Origin of the sequence: Flavobacterium sp. WC2430, from assembly GCF_040822075.1 — a bacterium.
In the GTDB taxonomy this organism is placed as follows: Bacteria; Bacteroidota; Bacteroidia; order Flavobacteriales; family Flavobacteriaceae; genus Flavobacterium.
The window spans coordinates 1,525,048-1,540,774 of the sequence record NZ_CP162007.1; the positions used below are offsets into that span (position 1 = coordinate 1,525,048).

At 35.1% G+C, this 15,727-nt stretch carries 29 protein-coding genes; all 29 read left to right on the plus strand.

Features of this window, described 5'->3' with window-relative positions:
* The first annotated feature begins 1 nt into the window (after position 1).
* Positions 2–2,158, plus strand: coding sequence for an elongation factor G (gene fusA / locus AB3G36_RS06560; protein WP_367757192.1), 2,157 nt, complete (start codon positions 2–4; stop codon positions 2,156–2,158).
* Between the two features lie 11 nt (positions 2,159–2,169).
* Positions 2,170–2,475: a 30S ribosomal protein S10 gene (rpsJ, locus tag AB3G36_RS06565; protein WP_011963470.1), complete on the plus strand. Its 306-nt coding sequence runs from the start codon at positions 2,170–2,172 to the stop codon at positions 2,473–2,475.
* A 154-nt stretch (positions 2,476–2,629) separates the two neighbouring features.
* Complete coding sequence (rplC, locus tag AB3G36_RS06570) at positions 2,630–3,247, plus strand: 50S ribosomal protein L3 (protein ID WP_367757197.1); 618 nt, start codon at positions 2,630–2,632, stop codon at positions 3,245–3,247.
* Positions 3,247–3,876, plus strand: coding sequence for a 50S ribosomal protein L4 (gene rplD / locus AB3G36_RS06575; protein ID WP_367757199.1), 630 nt, complete (start codon positions 3,247–3,249; stop codon positions 3,874–3,876). The genes rplC and rplD overlap by 1 nt, the downstream gene beginning before the upstream one ends.
* A 6-nt stretch (positions 3,877–3,882) precedes the next feature.
* Positions 3,883–4,173: a 50S ribosomal protein L23 gene (gene rplW / locus AB3G36_RS06580; protein WP_026707015.1), complete on the plus strand. Its 291-nt coding sequence runs from the start codon at positions 3,883–3,885 to the stop codon at positions 4,171–4,173.
* Between the two features lie 9 nt (positions 4,174–4,182).
* On the plus strand, positions 4,183–5,007 hold the full coding sequence (gene rplB, locus AB3G36_RS06585) for a 50S ribosomal protein L2 (RefSeq protein WP_035668122.1): 825 nt from the start codon (positions 4,183–4,185) through the stop codon (positions 5,005–5,007).
* 6 nt (positions 5,008–5,013) lie between these two features.
* The gene (gene rpsS, locus AB3G36_RS06590; protein WP_007136562.1) at positions 5,014–5,292 is read left to right on the plus strand and encodes a 30S ribosomal protein S19; all 279 of its coding nucleotides are present in this window, start codon (positions 5,014–5,016) and stop codon (positions 5,290–5,292) included.
* Between the two features lie 6 nt (positions 5,293–5,298).
* The gene (rplV, locus tag AB3G36_RS06595) at positions 5,299–5,709 is read left to right on the plus strand and encodes a 50S ribosomal protein L22 (protein ID WP_007136561.1); all 411 of its coding nucleotides are present in this window, start codon (positions 5,299–5,301) and stop codon (positions 5,707–5,709) included.
* Positions 5,710–5,715: 6 nt separating this feature from the next.
* Positions 5,716–6,465 carry a 30S ribosomal protein S3 gene (gene rpsC / locus AB3G36_RS06600; protein WP_026707012.1) on the plus strand — a complete coding sequence of 250 codons (750 nt, stop codon included), beginning with the start codon at positions 5,716–5,718 and terminating at the stop codon, positions 6,463–6,465.
* A gap of 18 nt (positions 6,466–6,483) precedes the next feature.
* Positions 6,484–6,909 (plus strand): 50S ribosomal protein L16, encoded by a 426-nt coding sequence (rplP, locus tag AB3G36_RS06605; RefSeq protein ID WP_367757203.1) that lies wholly within the window; start codon positions 6,484–6,486, stop codon positions 6,907–6,909.
* Between the two features lie 13 nt (positions 6,910–6,922).
* Positions 6,923–7,114 carry a 50S ribosomal protein L29 gene (gene rpmC, locus AB3G36_RS06610; protein ID WP_035668115.1) on the plus strand — a complete coding sequence of 64 codons (192 nt, stop codon included), beginning with the start codon at positions 6,923–6,925 and terminating at the stop codon, positions 7,112–7,114.
* Positions 7,115–7,131: 17 nt separating this feature from the next.
* Positions 7,132–7,392 carry a 30S ribosomal protein S17 gene (rpsQ, locus tag AB3G36_RS06615; protein WP_016989323.1) on the plus strand — a complete coding sequence of 87 codons (261 nt, stop codon included), beginning with the start codon at positions 7,132–7,134 and terminating at the stop codon, positions 7,390–7,392.
* Between the two features lie 2 nt (positions 7,393–7,394).
* A complete protein-coding gene (gene rplN / locus AB3G36_RS06620) occupies positions 7,395–7,763 on the plus strand; it encodes a 50S ribosomal protein L14 (RefSeq protein ID WP_007136556.1) in 369 nt (122 codons plus the stop codon).
* An 11-nt stretch (positions 7,764–7,774) separates the two neighbouring features.
* On the plus strand, positions 7,775–8,089 hold the full coding sequence (rplX, locus tag AB3G36_RS06625; RefSeq protein ID WP_026707009.1) for a 50S ribosomal protein L24: 315 nt from the start codon (positions 7,775–7,777) through the stop codon (positions 8,087–8,089).
* A 2-nt stretch (positions 8,090–8,091) separates the two neighbouring features.
* Positions 8,092–8,643, plus strand: coding sequence for a 50S ribosomal protein L5 (gene rplE / locus AB3G36_RS06630; RefSeq protein ID WP_367757206.1), 552 nt, complete (start codon positions 8,092–8,094; stop codon positions 8,641–8,643).
* Between the two features lie 3 nt (positions 8,644–8,646).
* Positions 8,647–8,916, plus strand: coding sequence for a 30S ribosomal protein S14 (gene rpsN, locus AB3G36_RS06635; protein ID WP_126745308.1), 270 nt, complete (start codon positions 8,647–8,649; stop codon positions 8,914–8,916).
* Between the two features lie 71 nt (positions 8,917–8,987).
* Complete coding sequence (gene rpsH, locus AB3G36_RS06640) at positions 8,988–9,386, plus strand: 30S ribosomal protein S8 (protein WP_072945389.1); 399 nt, start codon at positions 8,988–8,990, stop codon at positions 9,384–9,386.
* 15 nt (positions 9,387–9,401) lie between these two features.
* Positions 9,402–9,944 (plus strand): 50S ribosomal protein L6, encoded by a 543-nt coding sequence (rplF, locus tag AB3G36_RS06645; protein ID WP_367757209.1) that lies wholly within the window; start codon positions 9,402–9,404, stop codon positions 9,942–9,944.
* A gap of 11 nt (positions 9,945–9,955) precedes the next feature.
* The gene (gene rplR, locus AB3G36_RS06650; protein WP_367757211.1) at positions 9,956–10,306 is read left to right on the plus strand and encodes a 50S ribosomal protein L18; all 351 of its coding nucleotides are present in this window, start codon (positions 9,956–9,958) and stop codon (positions 10,304–10,306) included.
* Between the two features lie 6 nt (positions 10,307–10,312).
* Positions 10,313–10,840, plus strand: coding sequence for a 30S ribosomal protein S5 (gene rpsE, locus AB3G36_RS06655; RefSeq protein WP_187017211.1), 528 nt, complete (start codon positions 10,313–10,315; stop codon positions 10,838–10,840).
* Positions 10,841–10,852: 12 nt separating this feature from the next.
* Positions 10,853–11,035 (plus strand): 50S ribosomal protein L30, encoded by a 183-nt coding sequence (gene rpmD, locus AB3G36_RS06660; protein ID WP_187010092.1) that lies wholly within the window; start codon positions 10,853–10,855, stop codon positions 11,033–11,035.
* An 11-nt stretch (positions 11,036–11,046) separates the two neighbouring features.
* The gene (rplO, locus tag AB3G36_RS06665) at positions 11,047–11,499 is read left to right on the plus strand and encodes a 50S ribosomal protein L15 (RefSeq protein ID WP_367757213.1); all 453 of its coding nucleotides are present in this window, start codon (positions 11,047–11,049) and stop codon (positions 11,497–11,499) included.
* 11 nt (positions 11,500–11,510) lie between these two features.
* Positions 11,511–12,857, plus strand: coding sequence for a preprotein translocase subunit SecY (gene secY, locus AB3G36_RS06670; protein ID WP_367757215.1), 1,347 nt, complete (start codon positions 11,511–11,513; stop codon positions 12,855–12,857).
* Between the two features lie 4 nt (positions 12,858–12,861).
* Positions 12,862–13,077: a translation initiation factor IF-1 gene (gene infA / locus AB3G36_RS06675; RefSeq protein WP_007136545.1), complete on the plus strand. Its 216-nt coding sequence runs from the start codon at positions 12,862–12,864 to the stop codon at positions 13,075–13,077.
* Between the two features lie 12 nt (positions 13,078–13,089).
* Positions 13,090–13,206: a type B 50S ribosomal protein L36 gene (gene ykgO, locus AB3G36_RS06680; RefSeq protein ID WP_008992256.1), complete on the plus strand. Its 117-nt coding sequence runs from the start codon at positions 13,090–13,092 to the stop codon at positions 13,204–13,206.
* A gap of 2 nt (positions 13,207–13,208) precedes the next feature.
* Positions 13,209–13,583 carry a 30S ribosomal protein S13 gene (gene rpsM, locus AB3G36_RS06685; protein ID WP_073210387.1) on the plus strand — a complete coding sequence of 125 codons (375 nt, stop codon included), beginning with the start codon at positions 13,209–13,211 and terminating at the stop codon, positions 13,581–13,583.
* 8 nt (positions 13,584–13,591) lie between these two features.
* Positions 13,592–13,975 carry a 30S ribosomal protein S11 gene (rpsK, locus tag AB3G36_RS06690; RefSeq protein WP_024981527.1) on the plus strand — a complete coding sequence of 128 codons (384 nt, stop codon included), beginning with the start codon at positions 13,592–13,594 and terminating at the stop codon, positions 13,973–13,975.
* Between the two features lie 90 nt (positions 13,976–14,065).
* The gene (gene rpsD, locus AB3G36_RS06695; protein ID WP_187017215.1) at positions 14,066–14,671 is read left to right on the plus strand and encodes a 30S ribosomal protein S4; all 606 of its coding nucleotides are present in this window, start codon (positions 14,066–14,068) and stop codon (positions 14,669–14,671) included.
* Between the two features lie 21 nt (positions 14,672–14,692).
* Positions 14,693–15,685 carry a DNA-directed RNA polymerase subunit alpha gene (locus tag AB3G36_RS06700; RefSeq protein ID WP_066080995.1) on the plus strand — a complete coding sequence of 331 codons (993 nt, stop codon included), beginning with the start codon at positions 14,693–14,695 and terminating at the stop codon, positions 15,683–15,685.
* The last annotated feature ends 42 nt before the right edge of the window (positions 15,686–15,727 follow it).

Genomic DNA, 15,727 nt, shown 5'->3' on the forward strand with positions numbered 1-15,727 from the left:
AATGGCTAGAGATTTAAAATATACAAGAAATATTGGAATTGCTGCTCATATTGATGCTGGTAAAACAACAACAACAGAGCGTATTCTTTTTTATACTGGGAAATCACACAAAATTGGTGAAGTACATGATGGTGCTGCTACAATGGACTGGATGGCTCAGGAGCAAGAAAGAGGTATTACAATTACTTCTGCAGCGACAACTTGTGAGTGGAATTTTCCAACTACACAAGGTAAGCCGTTACCAGAAACATTGCCGTATCACTTTAATATTATCGATACCCCGGGACACGTTGACTTTACAGTTGAAGTAAACCGTTCTTTACGTGTTCTTGATGGTTTAGTTTTCTTATTTAGTGCTGTTGATGGTGTAGAGCCTCAATCGGAAACTAACTGGAGATTAGCTGATCAATATAGAGTACCACGCATTGGGTTTGTTAATAAAATGGACAGACAAGGATCTAACTTTTTGATGGTATGTCAACAAGTAAGAGATATGTTAAAATCTAATGCAGTTGCAATCACTTTGCCAATTGGTGAAGAAAATGATTTCAAAGGTGTTGTGGATTTAGTGAAAAACCAAGCTATTGTTTGGCATGAAGAAGGTTTAGGAGCAACGTACGATATTGTGCCTATTCCTGAAGATATGCTTGAAGAAGTGAAAGAATACAGATCAATTCTTATTGAAGCAGTAGCTGATTATGATGAGAATTTGCTTGAGAAATTCATGGAAGATGAAAACTCTATTACTGAGGAAGAAATCAACATTGCATTAAGAGCAGCTGTAATGGACATGGCTATCATTCCAATGATTGCTGGTTCTTCTTTTAAAAACAAAGGTGTTCAATTTATGTTGGATGCTGTTTGTAAATATTTACCTTCTCCAATGGATAAAGACGGTATCGAAGGGATTCATCCTGACGACGCTGAATTGTTAGAAGAAGATCAAACTAAAATTTTGCGTAAGCCAGATGTTAAAGAGCCATTTGCTGCTTTAGCTTTTAAAATTGCTACTGACCCATTCGTAGGTCGTTTGGCTTTTTTCCGTGCTTATTCAGGACGTTTAGATGCAGGTTCTTATGTTTTGAACACACGTTCAGGAAATAAAGAAAGAATCTCGCGTATATATCAAATGCATGCTAACAAGCAAAATCCAATCGATTATATCGAAGCGGGTGATATTGGAGCGGCAGTAGGATTTAAAGATATTAAAACTGGAGATACATTGTGTGATGAAAAAAACCCAATTATTCTTGAGTCAATGAAATTCCCTGCGCCAGTAATTGGTATTGCAATTGAACCTAAAACTAAAGCTGACGTTGATAAAATGGGTATGGCTTTAGCTAAATTAGCTGAAGAAGATCCAACATTTACTGTTAGAACTGATGAAGCTTCAGGACAAACTATTATCTCGGGTATGGGTGAGCTTCACTTAGATATCCTTGTTGATAGAATGCGTCGTGAATTCAAAGTTGAAGTGAACCAAGGTGAGCCTCAAGTTGAATATAAAGAAGCTTTTACAAGAGAAGCTCAACACAGAGAGACATATAAGAAACAATCTGGAGGTCGTGGTAAATTCGGTGATATCGTATTTAGATTAGAGCCTGCTGATGAAGTGGATGGTAAAACTCCTGTTGGTTTGCAGTTTATTAATGCTGTAAAAGGTGGTAACGTTCCTAAAGAATATATACCATCTGTTGAAAAAGGTTTCAGAGAAGCTATGAAAACTGGTCCTTTAGCAGGATACCAAGTAGATAGTTTGAAAGTAACTCTTTTGGATGGATCTTTTCACCCTGTGGATTCTGATGCGCTTTCTTTTGAGTTAGCTGCCAGAATGGGATACAGAGAAGTGGCTAAGGCTGCTGGAGCTGTAATTCTTGAGCCTATCATGAAAATGGAAGTTATTACACCAGAAGAAAACATGGGGGATATCGTAGGTGATATCAATCGTCGTAGAGGACAGGTTAATGACATGGGTGATAGAGCAGGTGCGAAAACAATTAAAGCGGATGTACCTTTATCTGAGATGTTTGGATATGTTACTACATTAAGAACTTTATCTTCAGGTCGTGCAACTTCAACAATGGAATTTTCACACTACGCAGAAACGCCTTCAAATATATCTGAAGCGGTTATCAAAAAAGCAAAAGGAAACGCTTAATCTTTAAGAAAATGAGTCAAAAAATCAGAATAAAATTAAAATCTTACGATCACATGTTGGTAGATAAGTCTGCTGAGAAGATTGTAAAAACAGTAAAAAGTACTGGTGCAGTAGTTACGGGACCAATTCCATTACCAACTCACAAAAAACTTTTCACAGTGCTACGTTCTCCACACGTTAATAAAAAAGCGAGAGAACAATTTGAAGTAATGTCATATAAGAGATTAATTGATATTTATTCATCTTCATCTAAAACTATCGATGCTTTAATGAAATTAGAATTGCCTAGTGGAGTTGAAGTAGAAATCAAAGTTTAAGTATCTTCTAAGGAAAATTAAGGGCACTTTGTTTAAGTGAAAACTTTTTTTGGATTGTGTGTAAATAAGTTATACTTTTGCACCACTTTAAAAATAAGGGTTCACTTAAATGATGTGTTCTATTTTTATATTTAATAATTAATAATTAATATTTATGTCTGGGTTAATTGGTAAAAAAATCGGCATGACTAGTATCTTTGATGAGAACGGGAAGAATATTCCTTGTACGGTAATTCAAGCTGGTCCATGTGTTGTTACCCAAGTCAGAACCAAAGGTGTTGACGGGTACGAAGCGTTGCAACTTGGTTTCGATGACAAAAACGAGAAACATTCCACAAAAGCGGCTTTAGGTCACTTTAAAAAAGCGGGAACTGTAGCTAAGAAAAAAGTCGTTGAATTCCAAAATTTTGCAACAGAACAAAAACTAGGGGATCTTATTGATGTCTCTATGTTTGTTGAAGGAGAATTTGTAGATGTACAAGGTGTATCTAAAGGTAAAGGTTTTCAAGGGGTTGTAAAACGTCACGGTTTTGGTGGTGTTGGTCAAGCAACTCATGGTCAACATAACCGTTTAAGAGCGCCAGGTTCTGTAGGGGCTTCTTCTTATCCATCTAGAGTATTCAAAGGAATGCGTATGGCTGGACGTATGGGAGGAGAAAATGTAAACGTTCAAAACCTTAGAGTTTTAAAAGTAGTTACTGAGAAGAATCTACTTGTTATTAAAGGATGTGTTCCTGGTCATAACAACTCTTATGTAATCATTCACAAGTAATGGAAGTAAAAGTATTAGATTTCAACGGAAAAGATACTGGCAGAAAAGTTCAACTTTCTGATTCAGTATTCGCAATTGAACCAAATAATCACGCTGTATACCTTGATGTTAAGCAATATTTAGCTAATCAAAGACAAGGAACGCACAAGGCTAAAGAAAGAGCCGAAGTTGCGGGAAGTACACGTAAGATTAAAAAACAAAAAGGAACTGGTACTGCTCGTGCGGGTAGTGCAAAGAATCCATTGTTTAAAGGCGGAGGAACGGTTTTTGGACCAAGACCAAGAAGTTATTCATTTAAATTGAATAAAAGCTTGAAGCGTTTGGCAAGAAAATCAGCTTTCTCTATTAAAGCAAAAGAGTCAAATATTATCGTTCTTGAAGACTTTAGTTTTGAAACTCCAAACACTAAAAATTTCATTAATGTTTTGAAAGCTTTAGAGTTAGATAATAAAAAATCTCTATTTGTGTTGGGCGATACGAATAAAAATGTATATTTGTCCTCACGCAATTTAAAGGCCTCTAGCGTAGTAAGTAGCTTAGAATTAAGTACTTACGCTATTTTAAATGCTGATAACTTAGTTCTTTTAGAGAGTTCTTTGGAGATAATTGAAGAAAATTTAAGTAAATAATAGGATATGAGCATCATAATTAAACCTATAGTAACAGAAAAAGTAACCAAAGAAAGTGAAGTTTTAAACCGCTTCGGATTCGTTGTTAACAAAAAAGCAAATAAAGTTGAGATTAAGAAAGCTGTTGAAGCTGCTTATGGAGTAACTATTTTGAGTGTTAACACGATGAACGTAAGACCGGATAGAACTACAAAATACACTAAAAGTGGTTTAATTACTGGAAAAACAAATGCAATTAAGAAAGCAATTGTTCAAGTAAAAGAAGGAGAAACAATTGATTTTTACAACAATATCTAAGATAGAAAAATGTCAGTAAGAAAATTAAAACCTATTACCCCAGGTCAGCGATTTAGAGTTGTGAATGGTTATGACGCCATTACAACTGATAAGCCGGAACGCTCTTTGATAGCGCCGATAAAAAACTCTGGAGGTAGAAATAGTCAAGGAAAGATGACCATGCGTTATACGGGTGGTGGTCACAAGCAGAGATATCGTATTATTGATTTTAAACGTACTAAAGAAGGAATTCCTGCTACGGTTAAATCAATCGAATATGATCCAAATCGTACTGCGTTTATCGCTTTATTAGCTTACGCTGATGGTGAGAAAACATATGTAATTGCTCAAAACGGATTGAAAGTTGGTCAGAAATTAGTTTCTGGTCCAGAATCTCAACCTGAAATTGGAAATACATTACCTTTAAGTAGAGTTCCACTAGGAACTGTAATTTCTTGTATCGAATTGAGACCAGGACAAGGGGCTGTAATTGCTCGTTCTGCTGGAACATTTGCTCAATTGATGGCAAGAGATGGAAAATATGCTACAATTAAAATGCCTTCAGGTGAAACAAGATTAATCTTGTTGACTTGTTCTGCTACAATTGGAGCTGTTTCTAATTCAGACCACCAATTAGTTGTATCTGGTAAAGCAGGTAGAACAAGATGGTTAGGTAGAAGACCTAGAACAAGACCTGTAGCAATGAACCCTGTCGATCACCCAATGGGTGGTGGTGAAGGACGTTCTTCTGGTGGACATCCACGTTCAAGAAATGGAATACCAGCAAAAGGTTATAGAACTCGTTCTAAGAAAAACCCGAGTAACAAGTATATCGTAGAACGTAGAAAGAAATAATAAGATATGGCACGTTCATTAAAAAAAGGACCTTTCGTTCATTATAAGTTAGACAAGAAAGTTCAAGAAAACATCGCTGGTGGGAATAAAGGAGTAGTAAAGACTTGGTCTAGAGCTTCTATGATTACTCCAGACTTCGTTGGGCAAACTATCGCAGTTCATAACGGTCGTCAATTTGTACCAGTTTACGTAACAGAAAACATGGTAGGTCACAAATTAGGAGAATTTTCACCAACTAGATCTTTTAGAGGTCATGCTGGAGCAAAAAATAAAGGTAAAAAATAAGAAGCAATGGGAGTTCGTAAAAGAGAAACAGCAGATGCGAGAAAAGAGGCTAATAAGTCTATTGCTTTCGCGAAATTGAATAACTGCCCTACTTCACCTAGAAAAATGCGCTTAGTAGCGGACTTGGTAAGAGGTCAGAAGGTAGAAAGAGCACTAAACATCTTAAGATTTAGTTCTAAAGAAGCTTCAAGAAAATTAGAAAAATTGGTTTTATCTGTAATTGCCAACTGGCAAGCAAAAAACCCTGACGCTAATATGGAAGAAGCAGGTTTATTTGTTAAAACGATTACAGTAGATGGAGGAATGATGTTGAAAAGACTTCGTCCAGCTCCACAGGGTCGTGCACACAGAATTAGAAAACGTTCTAATCACGTAACAATCGTGCTTGGATCTATTAATAACACACAAGCAATTTAATACAAGATGGGACAAAAGACAAATCCAATTGGAAATAGACTTGGTATCATCAGAGGATGGGACTCAAACTGGTATGGTGGAAATGATTATGGTGATAAACTTGCCGAAGATCACAAAATCAGAAAGTATATCCATGCTCGTTTATCAAAAGCTAGTGTATCAAAAGTAATCATCGAGAGAACTTTGAAACTTGTAACCGTTACTATCACTACTGCTAGACCTGGTATCATTATCGGAAAAGGTGGACAAGAGGTAGACAAGTTAAAAGAAGAACTTAAGAAAATTACTGACAAAGAGGTTCAAATCAACATCTTTGAAATTAAAAGACCTGAACTTGACGCGTATCTAGTTGCTACAAGCATCTGTCGTCAAATCGAAAGCCGTATTTCTTACAGACGTGCAATCAAAATGGCTATTGCTGCTTCTATGCGTATGAACGCTGAAGGTATCAAAGTTTTGATTTCTGGTCGTTTGAATGGTGCTGAGATGGCACGTTCAGAAGGTTTCAAAGAAGGAAGAGTTCCTTTATCAACTTTCAGAGCCGATATTGATTATGCATTAGCTGAAGCACATACTACTTATGGTAGAATGGGTATCAAAGTGTGGATCATGAAAGGTGAAGTTTACGGAAAGAGAGATCTTTCTCCGCTTGCTGGAATGGACAAGAAACAATCTGGCGGAAAAGGTGGAGATTCTCCTCGTGGGAAATCTAACTTTAATAAAGGTGGAAAACCAGACGCTCGTAAAAGAAAGTAATTTTTAAATTAAAGAAAAATGTTACAGCCTAAAAGAACAAAATACCGTAAGGTGCAAAAAGGTAAAATGAAAGGGAACTCTGGAAGAGGGCATGAACTTTCTAATGGAATGTTTGGTATTAAATCTGTACATGAAGATGGAATGTTTTTAACTTCTCGTCAAATTGAAGCAGCTCGTATTGCTGCTACACGTTTCATGAAAAGAGAGGGACAATTATGGATCAAAATATTTCCAGACAAACCAATTACTAAGAAGCCTCTTGAGGTACGTATGGGTAAAGGTAAAGGAGCAGTTGAGTATTGGGCTGCCGTTGTTAAACCCGGAAGAATTATGTTTGAAATTGGAGGAGTACCTTTGTCAGTTGCAAAAGAGGCGTTACGTCTTGCAGCTCAAAAGCTTCCAGTAAAAACTAAATTCGTTATTGCTAGAGATTTCGAAGCATAATCTATATTATATTATGAAACAATCAGAAATAAAAGATCTTTCTGCAGCGGAGTTGCAAGAAAAACTTAGTCAAACTAAGAAGGCATATGCCGACCTAAAAATGGCTCACGCTATTTCTCCAATTGAGAATCCACTTCAAATTAGAAGTGTGAGAAGAACAGTTGCAAGATTAGCTACTGAACTTACAAAAAGAGAGTTACAATAATTGTAATCTGCTGAAAGATGGAAGAAAAAAGAAATTTAAGAAAAGAAAGAGTTGGTGTTGTAACTTCGGACAAAATGGATAAATCTATTGTTGTAGCAGAAGTGCGTAAAGTAAAACACCCATTATACGGTAAGTTCGTGTTGAAAACAAAGAAATACGTTGCACATGACGAAACAAACGACTGTAACATTGGAGATACTGTAAGAATTAGCGAAACGCGTCCTTTAAGTAAATCAAAATGTTGGAGATTAGTTGAAATCCTAGAAAGAGCTAAATAATTATGGTACAACAAGAATCAAGACTAAAAGTAGCAGATAACACTGGAGCAAAGGAAGTTTTAACTATCCGTGTTTTAGGAGGTACCAAAAGAAGGTATGCCTCTGTTGGTGACAAGATTGTAGTTTCTATCAAAGATACAACTCCAAACGGAAGCGTTAAAAAAGGAGCTGTTTCAACTGCAGTTGTTGTACGTACCAGAAAAGAAGTGAGAAGAGCCGATGGTTCTTATATCCGTTTCGATGACAATGCATGTGTTCTTTTGAACGCTGCAGGGGAAATGAGAGGAACTCGTGTTTTTGGACCGGTAGCAAGAGAACTTCGTGAAAAACAATTCATGAAAATTGTATCATTAGCACCAGAAGTGCTTTAATTCGTTTTAAGATGATAAAGCTAAAAATAAAAACAGGTGACATCGTAAGAGTAATTGCTGGAGATCACAAAGGATCAGAAGGTAAAGTATTACGTGTTGACCGTGAGAAAAACAAAGCAATCGTTGAAGGTGTAAACATGGTTTCAAAACACACGAAACCAAGTGCAAAAAGCCCTCAAGGTGGTATTGTGAAAAAAGAAGCTTCTATTCAAATTTCTAACATCTCTCTAATTGATCCTAAAACTAAGGAAGCAACTAGAACTGGAGTTAGAGTTGAAGGAGATAAGAAAGTAAGATTTTCAAAAAAATCTAATCAAGTACTATAGTAATGGCATATACACCTAGACTAAAAGAAGAATATAAGAGTAGAGTTATCTCTGCTCTTACAGAAGAGTACGGATATGTAAACGTAATGCAAGTTCCTAAATTGGAGAAAATCGTTTTAAGCCGTGGAGTTGGAGCAGCAGTTTCTGATAAAAAATTAATCGACTATGCGGTTGATGAATTGACAAAGATAACTGGACAAAAAGCAATATCTACTATTTCAAAGAAAGACGTTGCGTCTTTTAAATTGAGAAAGGGAATGCCAATTGGAGCAAAAGTTACTTTGCGTGGAGAAAGAATGTATGAGTTTTTAGATAGACTTATTACTTCAGCTTTACCACGTGTTAGAGATTTCAGTGGTATTAAAGCTACTGGTTTCGACGGAAGAGGAAACTATAACCTTGGTGTTTTAGAGCAAATCATTTTCCCAGAAATTGATATTGATAAAGTAAACAAAATATCTGGAATGGATATCACTTTTGTTACTTCTGCTCAAACTGATAAGGAAGCAAAGTCATTATTGGCTGAATTAGGATTACCTTTTAAAAAGAATTAAGATATGGCTAAAGAATCAATGAAAGCCCGTGAGGTTAAGAGAGAAAAAACGGTAGCTAAATATGCTGAGAAAAGAAAAGCTTTGTTAGAAGCTGGAGATTTCGTAGGTTTGCAGAAATTACCGAAAAATGCTTCGCCAGTTCGTTTGCATAATAGATGTAAATTAACAGGTAGACCAAGAGGGTATATGCGTCAGTTCGGTGTTTCACGTGTTACATTTCGTGAAATGGCTAATAATGGATTGATACCAGGTGTTAAAAAAGCTAGTTGGTAAAAAATTGAATTTTAATTGGTTAAAGGTTCGAAAGAAAGTCTGGAGAAAACCATAATCGCAAATTAATACATATGTATACAGATCCTATTGCAGATTATTTAACAAGGGTTAGAAACGCTGTGGCTGCAAACCACAAAGTTGTCGAAATCCCTGCATCTAATCTAAAAAAAGAAATAACTAAGATCTTATTTGATCAAGGTTATATCTTAAGTTACAAATTTGAAGACAACGCTGTTCAGGGTTCGATCAAAATTGCTTTGAAGTATGATAAAGATACTAAAGAGTCAGTAATTAAAGATATCCAAAGAATTAGTAAACCAGGTTTACGTAAATATTCAAGTTCAGCTTCTATTCCTAGAATCCTTAATGGATTAGGAATTGCTATTGTTTCTACATCAAAAGGTTTGATGACAGGAAAGAAAGCCAAACAACTTAATGTTGGTGGAGAAGTAATTTGTTACGTATACTAATAAAAAGACTATAAGATGTCAAGAATAGGTAAAAATCCAATTGTAATCCCTGCTGGTGTAACTGTAGAAGTTAAAGACGGTATTATTACAGTTAAAGGAAAAAATGGTCAACTTACACAGGAGTTTTCGGACGTTACTGTAACGGTTGAAGACGGTCAAGTTCAAGTGGATAGATCGTCTGATCACAAAGACCAAAGAGCAAAACACGGATTGTACAGATCTTTAATCAATAACATGATTATCGGTGTAACTGACGGTTTTACAAAATCATTAGAATTGGTAGGAGTTGGTTATAGAGCTTCTAATCAAGGACAAAAATTAGATTTAGCTCTTGGATATTCTCACAATATTGTTTTAGAAATTGCTCCAGAAGTAAGTTTAGAAACTATATCTGAAAAAGGTAAAAACCCAATTGTTAAACTAACATCGTTTGACAAACAACTTTTAGGTCAAGTTGCGGCAAAAATTAGAGCTTTCCGTAAGCCTGAGCCGTACAAAGGAAAAGGTGTTAAATTTGTAGGTGAAGTATTAAGAAGAAAAGCAGGTAAATCAGCTTAAAAAATAAGATTATGTCATTAACGAAACCTGAAAGAAGACAAAGAATTAGATTCAGAATTAGAAAAACGATTAGTGGTACTGCTACTAATCCAAGACTTTCTGTATTTAGAAGTAACAAAGAAATTTATGCTCAACTTATTGATGACGTAAACGGAGTTACTTTATTGGCTGCTTCTTCAAGAGAAAAAGAAATAGGTAAAGGTACGAACATTGAAGTGGCAACTGCAGTTGGAAAACTAGTTGCTGAGAAAGCTATTAAAGCTGGAATAGATGTAGTAACGTTCGATAGAGGAGGTTATTTATATCATGGTCGTATTAAATCATTAGCGGAAGGCGCGAGAGCGGCTGGACTTAAATTCTAATATAGTATGTCTAATAGTAAATACAAAAATGTAGAGTTAGTAAAGCCTAGTGGTCTTGAATTAAAAGATCGTTTGGTAAGTGTAAATCGTGTTACTAAGGTTACAAAGGGTGGTAGAGCTTTTGGTTTTTCTGCTATTGTAGTTGTAGGTGATGAAAATGGTGTTGTAGGACATGGATTAGGAAAATCTAAAGATGTTTCTGAAGCAATTGCGAAAGCAGTAGAAGATGCTAAGAAAAATTTAGTAAAAATTCCTTTGAATGGTCAATCAGTACCACACGAACAAAAAGGTAAATTTGGTGGTGCACGTGTATTTTTAATTCCTGCCTCTCATGGTACAGGAGTTATTGCTGGTGGAGCTGTTCGTTCAGTTCTTGAGTCAGTAGGTATTCACGATGTATTATCTAAATCTCAAGGATCATCAAATCCTCACAACGTAGTAAAAGCAACTTTTGATGCTTTATTACAAATGAGAAGTGCTTATACTGTTGCAAAACAGAGAGGGCTTTCTTTAGAAAAAGTTTTTAAAGGTTAATTCAAGGAAATTATGGCTAAATTATTAGTAAAACAAGTTAGAAGTAAAATCAACTGTCCACTTGATCAAAAAAGAGGATTAGAAGCTTTAGGTCTACGTAAAATGGGTCAAGTTGTAGAACATGACTCAAACCCTGCAATCCTTGGGATGATAAACAAAGTTAAACACTTAGTTTCTGTAGAGGAAACTAAATAACAAATACTGTTATGAATTTAAGTAACTTACAACCAGCTGAAGGGGCAACGCACAATCAAAATAAGAGATTAGGTAGAGGAGAAGGTTCTGGAAAAGGTGGTACTTCTGCAAGAGGTCACAAAGGAGCAAAATCTCGTTCTGGATATTCTAAAAAGATTGGTTTTGAAGGAGGGCAAATGCCACTTCAAAGACGTGTGCCTAAGTTTGGTTTTACAAACATCAATCGTAAAGATTACGAAGGTGTGAATCTAGATACGCTTCAATTATTAGTTGATAATGGTATAATTACAGATGCTGTCGATATGACAACTTATGTAGCTAACCGTTTGGCAACTAAAAATGAAATCGTTAAGATTTTAGGAAGAGGAGAATTGAAAGCAAAATTAAAAGTAACTGCTCACAAATTTACTGCTACTGCAAAAGCTGCTATTGAAGCTGCTGGTGGAGAAGCTGTAACAATATAATTTTTCAATTTATGAAGAAATTTATTGAGTCAATAAGTAATGTTTGGAAAATCGAAGAACTAAAAAACAGAATCCTAATTACATTAGGCCTGCTTTTAGTTTATCGTTTTGGAGCACACGTTACGCTTCCGGGAATCGATGCAACACAATTAAATAGCTTAGCTGGTCAAACCAAAAGTGGTATTGGATCAATTTTAGACATGTTTACTGGTGGAGCTTTCTCTAAAGCGTCAGTTTTTGCTTTAGGAATTATGCCTTACATTTCTGCATCTATTGTTGTTCAACTTATGGGAATAGCTATTCCTTATTTGCAAAAACTTCAAAATGATGGAGAGAGTGGTAGAAAAAAGATTAATCAGATTACACGTTGGTTGACTATAGTTATTACTTTAGTACAAGGACCAACTTATATCTATAATCTATATAGAACTTTACCTAGTAGTGCATTTTTATTAGGGTTTAATTCTTTTGAATTCTTATTTTCTTCAGTAATTATCTTAGTTACAGGTACAATTTTTGCCATGTGGTTAGGAGAAAAAATAACTGATAAAGGAATTGGAAATGGTATTTCACTTTTAATTATGGTTGGTATACTTGCTAGATTTCCTCAAGCATTTATACAAGAATTTACAACTAGGGTGACAAATAACAACGGAGGACCAATGTTATTGGTTATTGAAATTATTATTTGGCTATTGGTTATTATTGCTTGTGTTTTATTAACTATGGCAATTAGAAAAATACCAGTTCAGTATGCACGTCGTACAACATCAGGAGATTATGAGCAAGATTTAATGGGTGGTAATAGACAATGGATTCCATTGAAGCTTAATGCTTCAGGAGTGATGCCTATTATCTTTGCTCAAGCAATTATGTTTATTCCTGCTGCTGTTGCTGGGTTATCAAAATCTGATGCATCACAGTCTATTGTTGGTGCTTTTAGTAACATGTTCGGTTTTTGGTATAATTTTGTATTTGCAACATTAATTGTTGTATTTACTTACTTTTATACTGCGATTACTGTTCCTACTAATAAGATGTCTGATGATTTGAAAAGAAGTGGTGGTTTTATTCCAGGTGTTAGACCAGGAGTTGAAACTTCTGATTTTCTTGACAAGGTGATGTCTTTGATAACTTTCCCAGGATCTTTATTTCTTGCTCTAATAGCTGTGTTCCCAGCGATTGTTGTAAGTCTTATGGATGTTCAGCAATCTTGGGCAATGTTTTTTGGGGGTACCTCATTAATCATTATGGTTGGTGTTGCAATAGATACAATTCAACAAATCAATTCATACTTGTTAAACAAACATTATGATGGTTTAATGAAAAGTGGAAAAAATAGAAAAGCAGTAGCTTAATTTTATGGCAAAACAATCAGCAATAGAACAAGACGGATCGATCATTGAAGCATTATCAAATGCGATGTTCCGTGTAGAATTAGAGAATGGACATATCGTTATTGCTCACATTTCTGGAAAAATGCGTATGCATTACATCAAATTATTACCTGGTGATAAAGTGAAACTAGAAATGAGTCCTTACGATTTGTCAAAGGCAAGAATTACTTATAGATATTAAAGGATATTCACAATGAAAGTTAGAGCATCAGTAAAAAAGAGAAGTCCCGAGTGCAAAATTGTGCGTAGAAAAGGGAGATTGTACGTTATAAACAAAAAGAATCCTAGATTTAAACAAAGACAAGGATAGTTATGGCAAGAATAGCAGGGGTAGATATCCCGAAAAACAAGAGAGGTGTTATAGCACTTACCTACATCTTCGGATTAGGAAATAGTAGAGCTATTGAGATTTTAGAAAAAGCTCAAGTAAGCCAAGATAAAAAAGTTCAAGACTGGAATGATGACGAGATCGGAGCAATTCGTGAAGCGGTATCAGCATTCAAAATTGAAGGAGAATTACGTTCTGAAGTTTCTTTAAACATCAAACGTTTAATGGATATTGGTTGTTACAGAGGTATCCGTCATAGAACTGGTCTTCCTTTAAGAGGGCAAAGAACTAAGAATAACTCTAGAACAAGAAAAGGTAAAAGAAAAACTGTTGCTAACAAGAAAAAAGCAACTAAATAATAAGTAATATGGCTAAAGCAACTGCAAAAAAACGTAAAGTTATCGTTGAATCAACGGGAGAAGCTCATATTTCTGCTACCTTCAATAACATCATCATTTCTTTGACAAACAAAAAAGGTGAAGTTATTTCTTGGTCTTCAGCTGGTAAAATGGGTTTTAGAGGTTCTAAAAAGAATACTCCATACGCAGCCCAAATGGCAGCAGAAGATTGTAGTAAAGTAGCTCTTGAAGCAGGACTTAAAAAAGTGAAAGTGTATGTTAAAGGACCAGGAAACGGACGTGAGTCTGCTATCCGTTCTTTGCATAACGGTGGAATTGAAGTTACAGAGATTATCGATGTTACTCCAATGCCTCACAACGGATGTCGTCCTCCAAAAAGACGTAGAGTTTAATTATATATTTAAGTATAACTAGGTAGAATATACGATTATCGGAGGATATGACCTGAATTCATAATCTCTACCTTAATTTAATTTTTAGAAATGGCAAGATATACTGGTCCAAAAACTAGAATTGCTCGTAAATTTGGCGAAGCAATCTTCGGAGATGACAAATCTTTCGAAAAAAGAAATTACCCACCTGGACAACACGGGATGGCTAAAAAAAGAGGAAAAAAATCTGAATATGCAATCCAGTTAATGGAAAAGCAAAAAGCTAAATATTCTTACGGAATTTTAGAAAAACAATTCAGAGGTTTATTCAAAAAAGCATCAGCTACTAAAGGTGTTACTGGTGAAGTTCTTTTACAATTATGTGAGGCAAGATTAGATAACGTTGTATTTAGAATGGGTATTGCTCCTTCTAGAAGAGGCGCTAGACAATTAGTTTCTCACAGACATATCACTGTAAATGGTGATGTAGTAAATATTGCTTCTTATCACCTTAAACCTGGTGATAAAGTTGCTGTTCGTGAAAAATCTAAATCATTAGAAGCTATCGAACGTTCTTTATCTAATTCAAGTCATGTTTATGAATGGATTACTTGGAATAATGATGTTAAAGAAGGTACTTTTGTAACTGTACCAGCTAGACTTCAAATTCCAGAAAACATTAAAGAACAATTAATCGTAGAGTTGTACAACAAATAATAATTGACTTAGTCGAAATTTATGGCAATATTTAATTTTCAGAAGCCCGATAAAGTTATCATGATCGATTCAACCGATTTTGAAGGTAAGTTTGAATTCAGACCTTTAGAACCAGGATACGGATTGACCGTTGGTAATGCACTTAGAAGAGTTTTGCTTTCAGCATTAGAAGGTTATGCAATTACATCTGTCCGCATAGAAGGTGTAGATCATGAGTTTTCTACTATCTCAGGAGTTGTTGAAGATGTTACCGAAATTATTCTTAATCTTAAACAAGTACGTTTTAAGCGTCAAATTGAAGATATAGATAATGAAGCAGTTACTATTTCTGTTTCTGGTAAAGATCAATTAACAGCAGGTGATTTTCAAAAATTTATCTCAGGTTTCCAAGTTCTGAACCCAGAACTAGTTATTTGTAATTTAGATAGTAAAATCAAACTGAACTTCGATTTAACAATCGAAAAAGGTAGAGGATATGTTCCTGCTGAAGAGAACAAAAAACAGAATGCTGCAATTGGAACCATTTTTACAGACTCCATTTTTACTCCGGTAAAAAATGTAAAATATGCAATTGAAAACTTCCGTGTAGAGCAAAAAACAGATTATGAAAAATTAGTTTTTGAAATAAAAACTGATGGTTCTATTAATCCAAAAGATGCACTTACTGAAGCTGCCAAAGTTCTAATTCACCATTTCATGTTGTTCTCTGACGAAAGAATTACACTTGAGGCTGATGAGATCGCACAAACAGAATCATATGATGAAGAATCATTACACATGAGACAATTGCTTAAAACTAAGCTTGTTGATATGGATTTATCTGTTAGAGCATTAAATTGTTTGAAAGCGGCTGAAGTTGATACACTTGGTGATTTAGTATCGTTCAATAAAAATGACCTAATGAAATTCCGTAATTTCGGTAAAAAATCTTTAACAGAGCTTGATGAACTTGTGGCTGTGAAGAATTTGAACTTCGGTATGGATTTAGCAAAATACAAACTAGATAAAGAATAAATTACTTCATATTTTGATCTCCAAAGCGGATAGTATCAAGAT

Bases quoted from the DNA above. Each gene is read 5' to 3' on its own strand.
- fusA (WP_367757192.1), top strand. From the start codon at position 2: ATGGCTAGAGATTTAAAATATACAAGAAATATTGGAATTGCTGCTCAT.
- rpsJ (WP_011963470.1), top strand. From the start codon at position 2,170: ATGAGTCAAAAAATCAGAATAAAATTAAAATCTTACGATCACATGTTG.
- rplC (WP_367757197.1), top strand. From the start codon at position 2,630: ATGTCTGGGTTAATTGGTAAAAAAATCGGCATGACTAGTATCTTTGAT.
- rplD (WP_367757199.1), top strand. From the start codon at position 3,247: ATGGAAGTAAAAGTATTAGATTTCAACGGAAAAGATACTGGCAGAAAA.
- rplW (WP_026707015.1), top strand. From the start codon at position 3,883: ATGAGCATCATAATTAAACCTATAGTAACAGAAAAAGTAACCAAAGAA.
- rplB (WP_035668122.1), top strand. From the start codon at position 4,183: ATGTCAGTAAGAAAATTAAAACCTATTACCCCAGGTCAGCGATTTAGA.
- rpsS (WP_007136562.1), top strand. From the start codon at position 5,014: ATGGCACGTTCATTAAAAAAAGGACCTTTCGTTCATTATAAGTTAGAC.
- rplV (WP_007136561.1), top strand. From the start codon at position 5,299: ATGGGAGTTCGTAAAAGAGAAACAGCAGATGCGAGAAAAGAGGCTAAT.
- rpsC (WP_026707012.1), top strand. From the start codon at position 5,716: ATGGGACAAAAGACAAATCCAATTGGAAATAGACTTGGTATCATCAGA.
- rplP (WP_367757203.1), top strand. From the start codon at position 6,484: ATGTTACAGCCTAAAAGAACAAAATACCGTAAGGTGCAAAAAGGTAAA.
- rpmC (WP_035668115.1), top strand. From the start codon at position 6,923: ATGAAACAATCAGAAATAAAAGATCTTTCTGCAGCGGAGTTGCAAGAA.
- rpsQ (WP_016989323.1), top strand. From the start codon at position 7,132: ATGGAAGAAAAAAGAAATTTAAGAAAAGAAAGAGTTGGTGTTGTAACT.
- rplN (WP_007136556.1), top strand. From the start codon at position 7,395: ATGGTACAACAAGAATCAAGACTAAAAGTAGCAGATAACACTGGAGCA.
- rplX (WP_026707009.1), top strand. From the start codon at position 7,775: ATGATAAAGCTAAAAATAAAAACAGGTGACATCGTAAGAGTAATTGCT.
- rplE (WP_367757206.1), top strand. From the start codon at position 8,092: ATGGCATATACACCTAGACTAAAAGAAGAATATAAGAGTAGAGTTATC.
- rpsN (WP_126745308.1), top strand. From the start codon at position 8,647: ATGGCTAAAGAATCAATGAAAGCCCGTGAGGTTAAGAGAGAAAAAACG.
- rpsH (WP_072945389.1), top strand. From the start codon at position 8,988: ATGTATACAGATCCTATTGCAGATTATTTAACAAGGGTTAGAAACGCT.
- rplF (WP_367757209.1), top strand. From the start codon at position 9,402: ATGTCAAGAATAGGTAAAAATCCAATTGTAATCCCTGCTGGTGTAACT.
- rplR (WP_367757211.1), top strand. From the start codon at position 9,956: ATGTCATTAACGAAACCTGAAAGAAGACAAAGAATTAGATTCAGAATT.
- rpsE (WP_187017211.1), top strand. From the start codon at position 10,313: ATGTCTAATAGTAAATACAAAAATGTAGAGTTAGTAAAGCCTAGTGGT.
- rpmD (WP_187010092.1), top strand. From the start codon at position 10,853: ATGGCTAAATTATTAGTAAAACAAGTTAGAAGTAAAATCAACTGTCCA.
- rplO (WP_367757213.1), top strand. From the start codon at position 11,047: ATGAATTTAAGTAACTTACAACCAGCTGAAGGGGCAACGCACAATCAA.
- secY (WP_367757215.1), top strand. From the start codon at position 11,511: ATGAAGAAATTTATTGAGTCAATAAGTAATGTTTGGAAAATCGAAGAA.
- infA (WP_007136545.1), top strand. From the start codon at position 12,862: ATGGCAAAACAATCAGCAATAGAACAAGACGGATCGATCATTGAAGCA.
- ykgO (WP_008992256.1), top strand. From the start codon at position 13,090: ATGAAAGTTAGAGCATCAGTAAAAAAGAGAAGTCCCGAGTGCAAAATT.
- rpsM (WP_073210387.1), top strand. From the start codon at position 13,209: ATGGCAAGAATAGCAGGGGTAGATATCCCGAAAAACAAGAGAGGTGTT.
- rpsK (WP_024981527.1), top strand. From the start codon at position 13,592: ATGGCTAAAGCAACTGCAAAAAAACGTAAAGTTATCGTTGAATCAACG.
- rpsD (WP_187017215.1), top strand. From the start codon at position 14,066: ATGGCAAGATATACTGGTCCAAAAACTAGAATTGCTCGTAAATTTGGC.
- AB3G36_RS06700 (WP_066080995.1), top strand. From the start codon at position 14,693: ATGGCAATATTTAATTTTCAGAAGCCCGATAAAGTTATCATGATCGAT.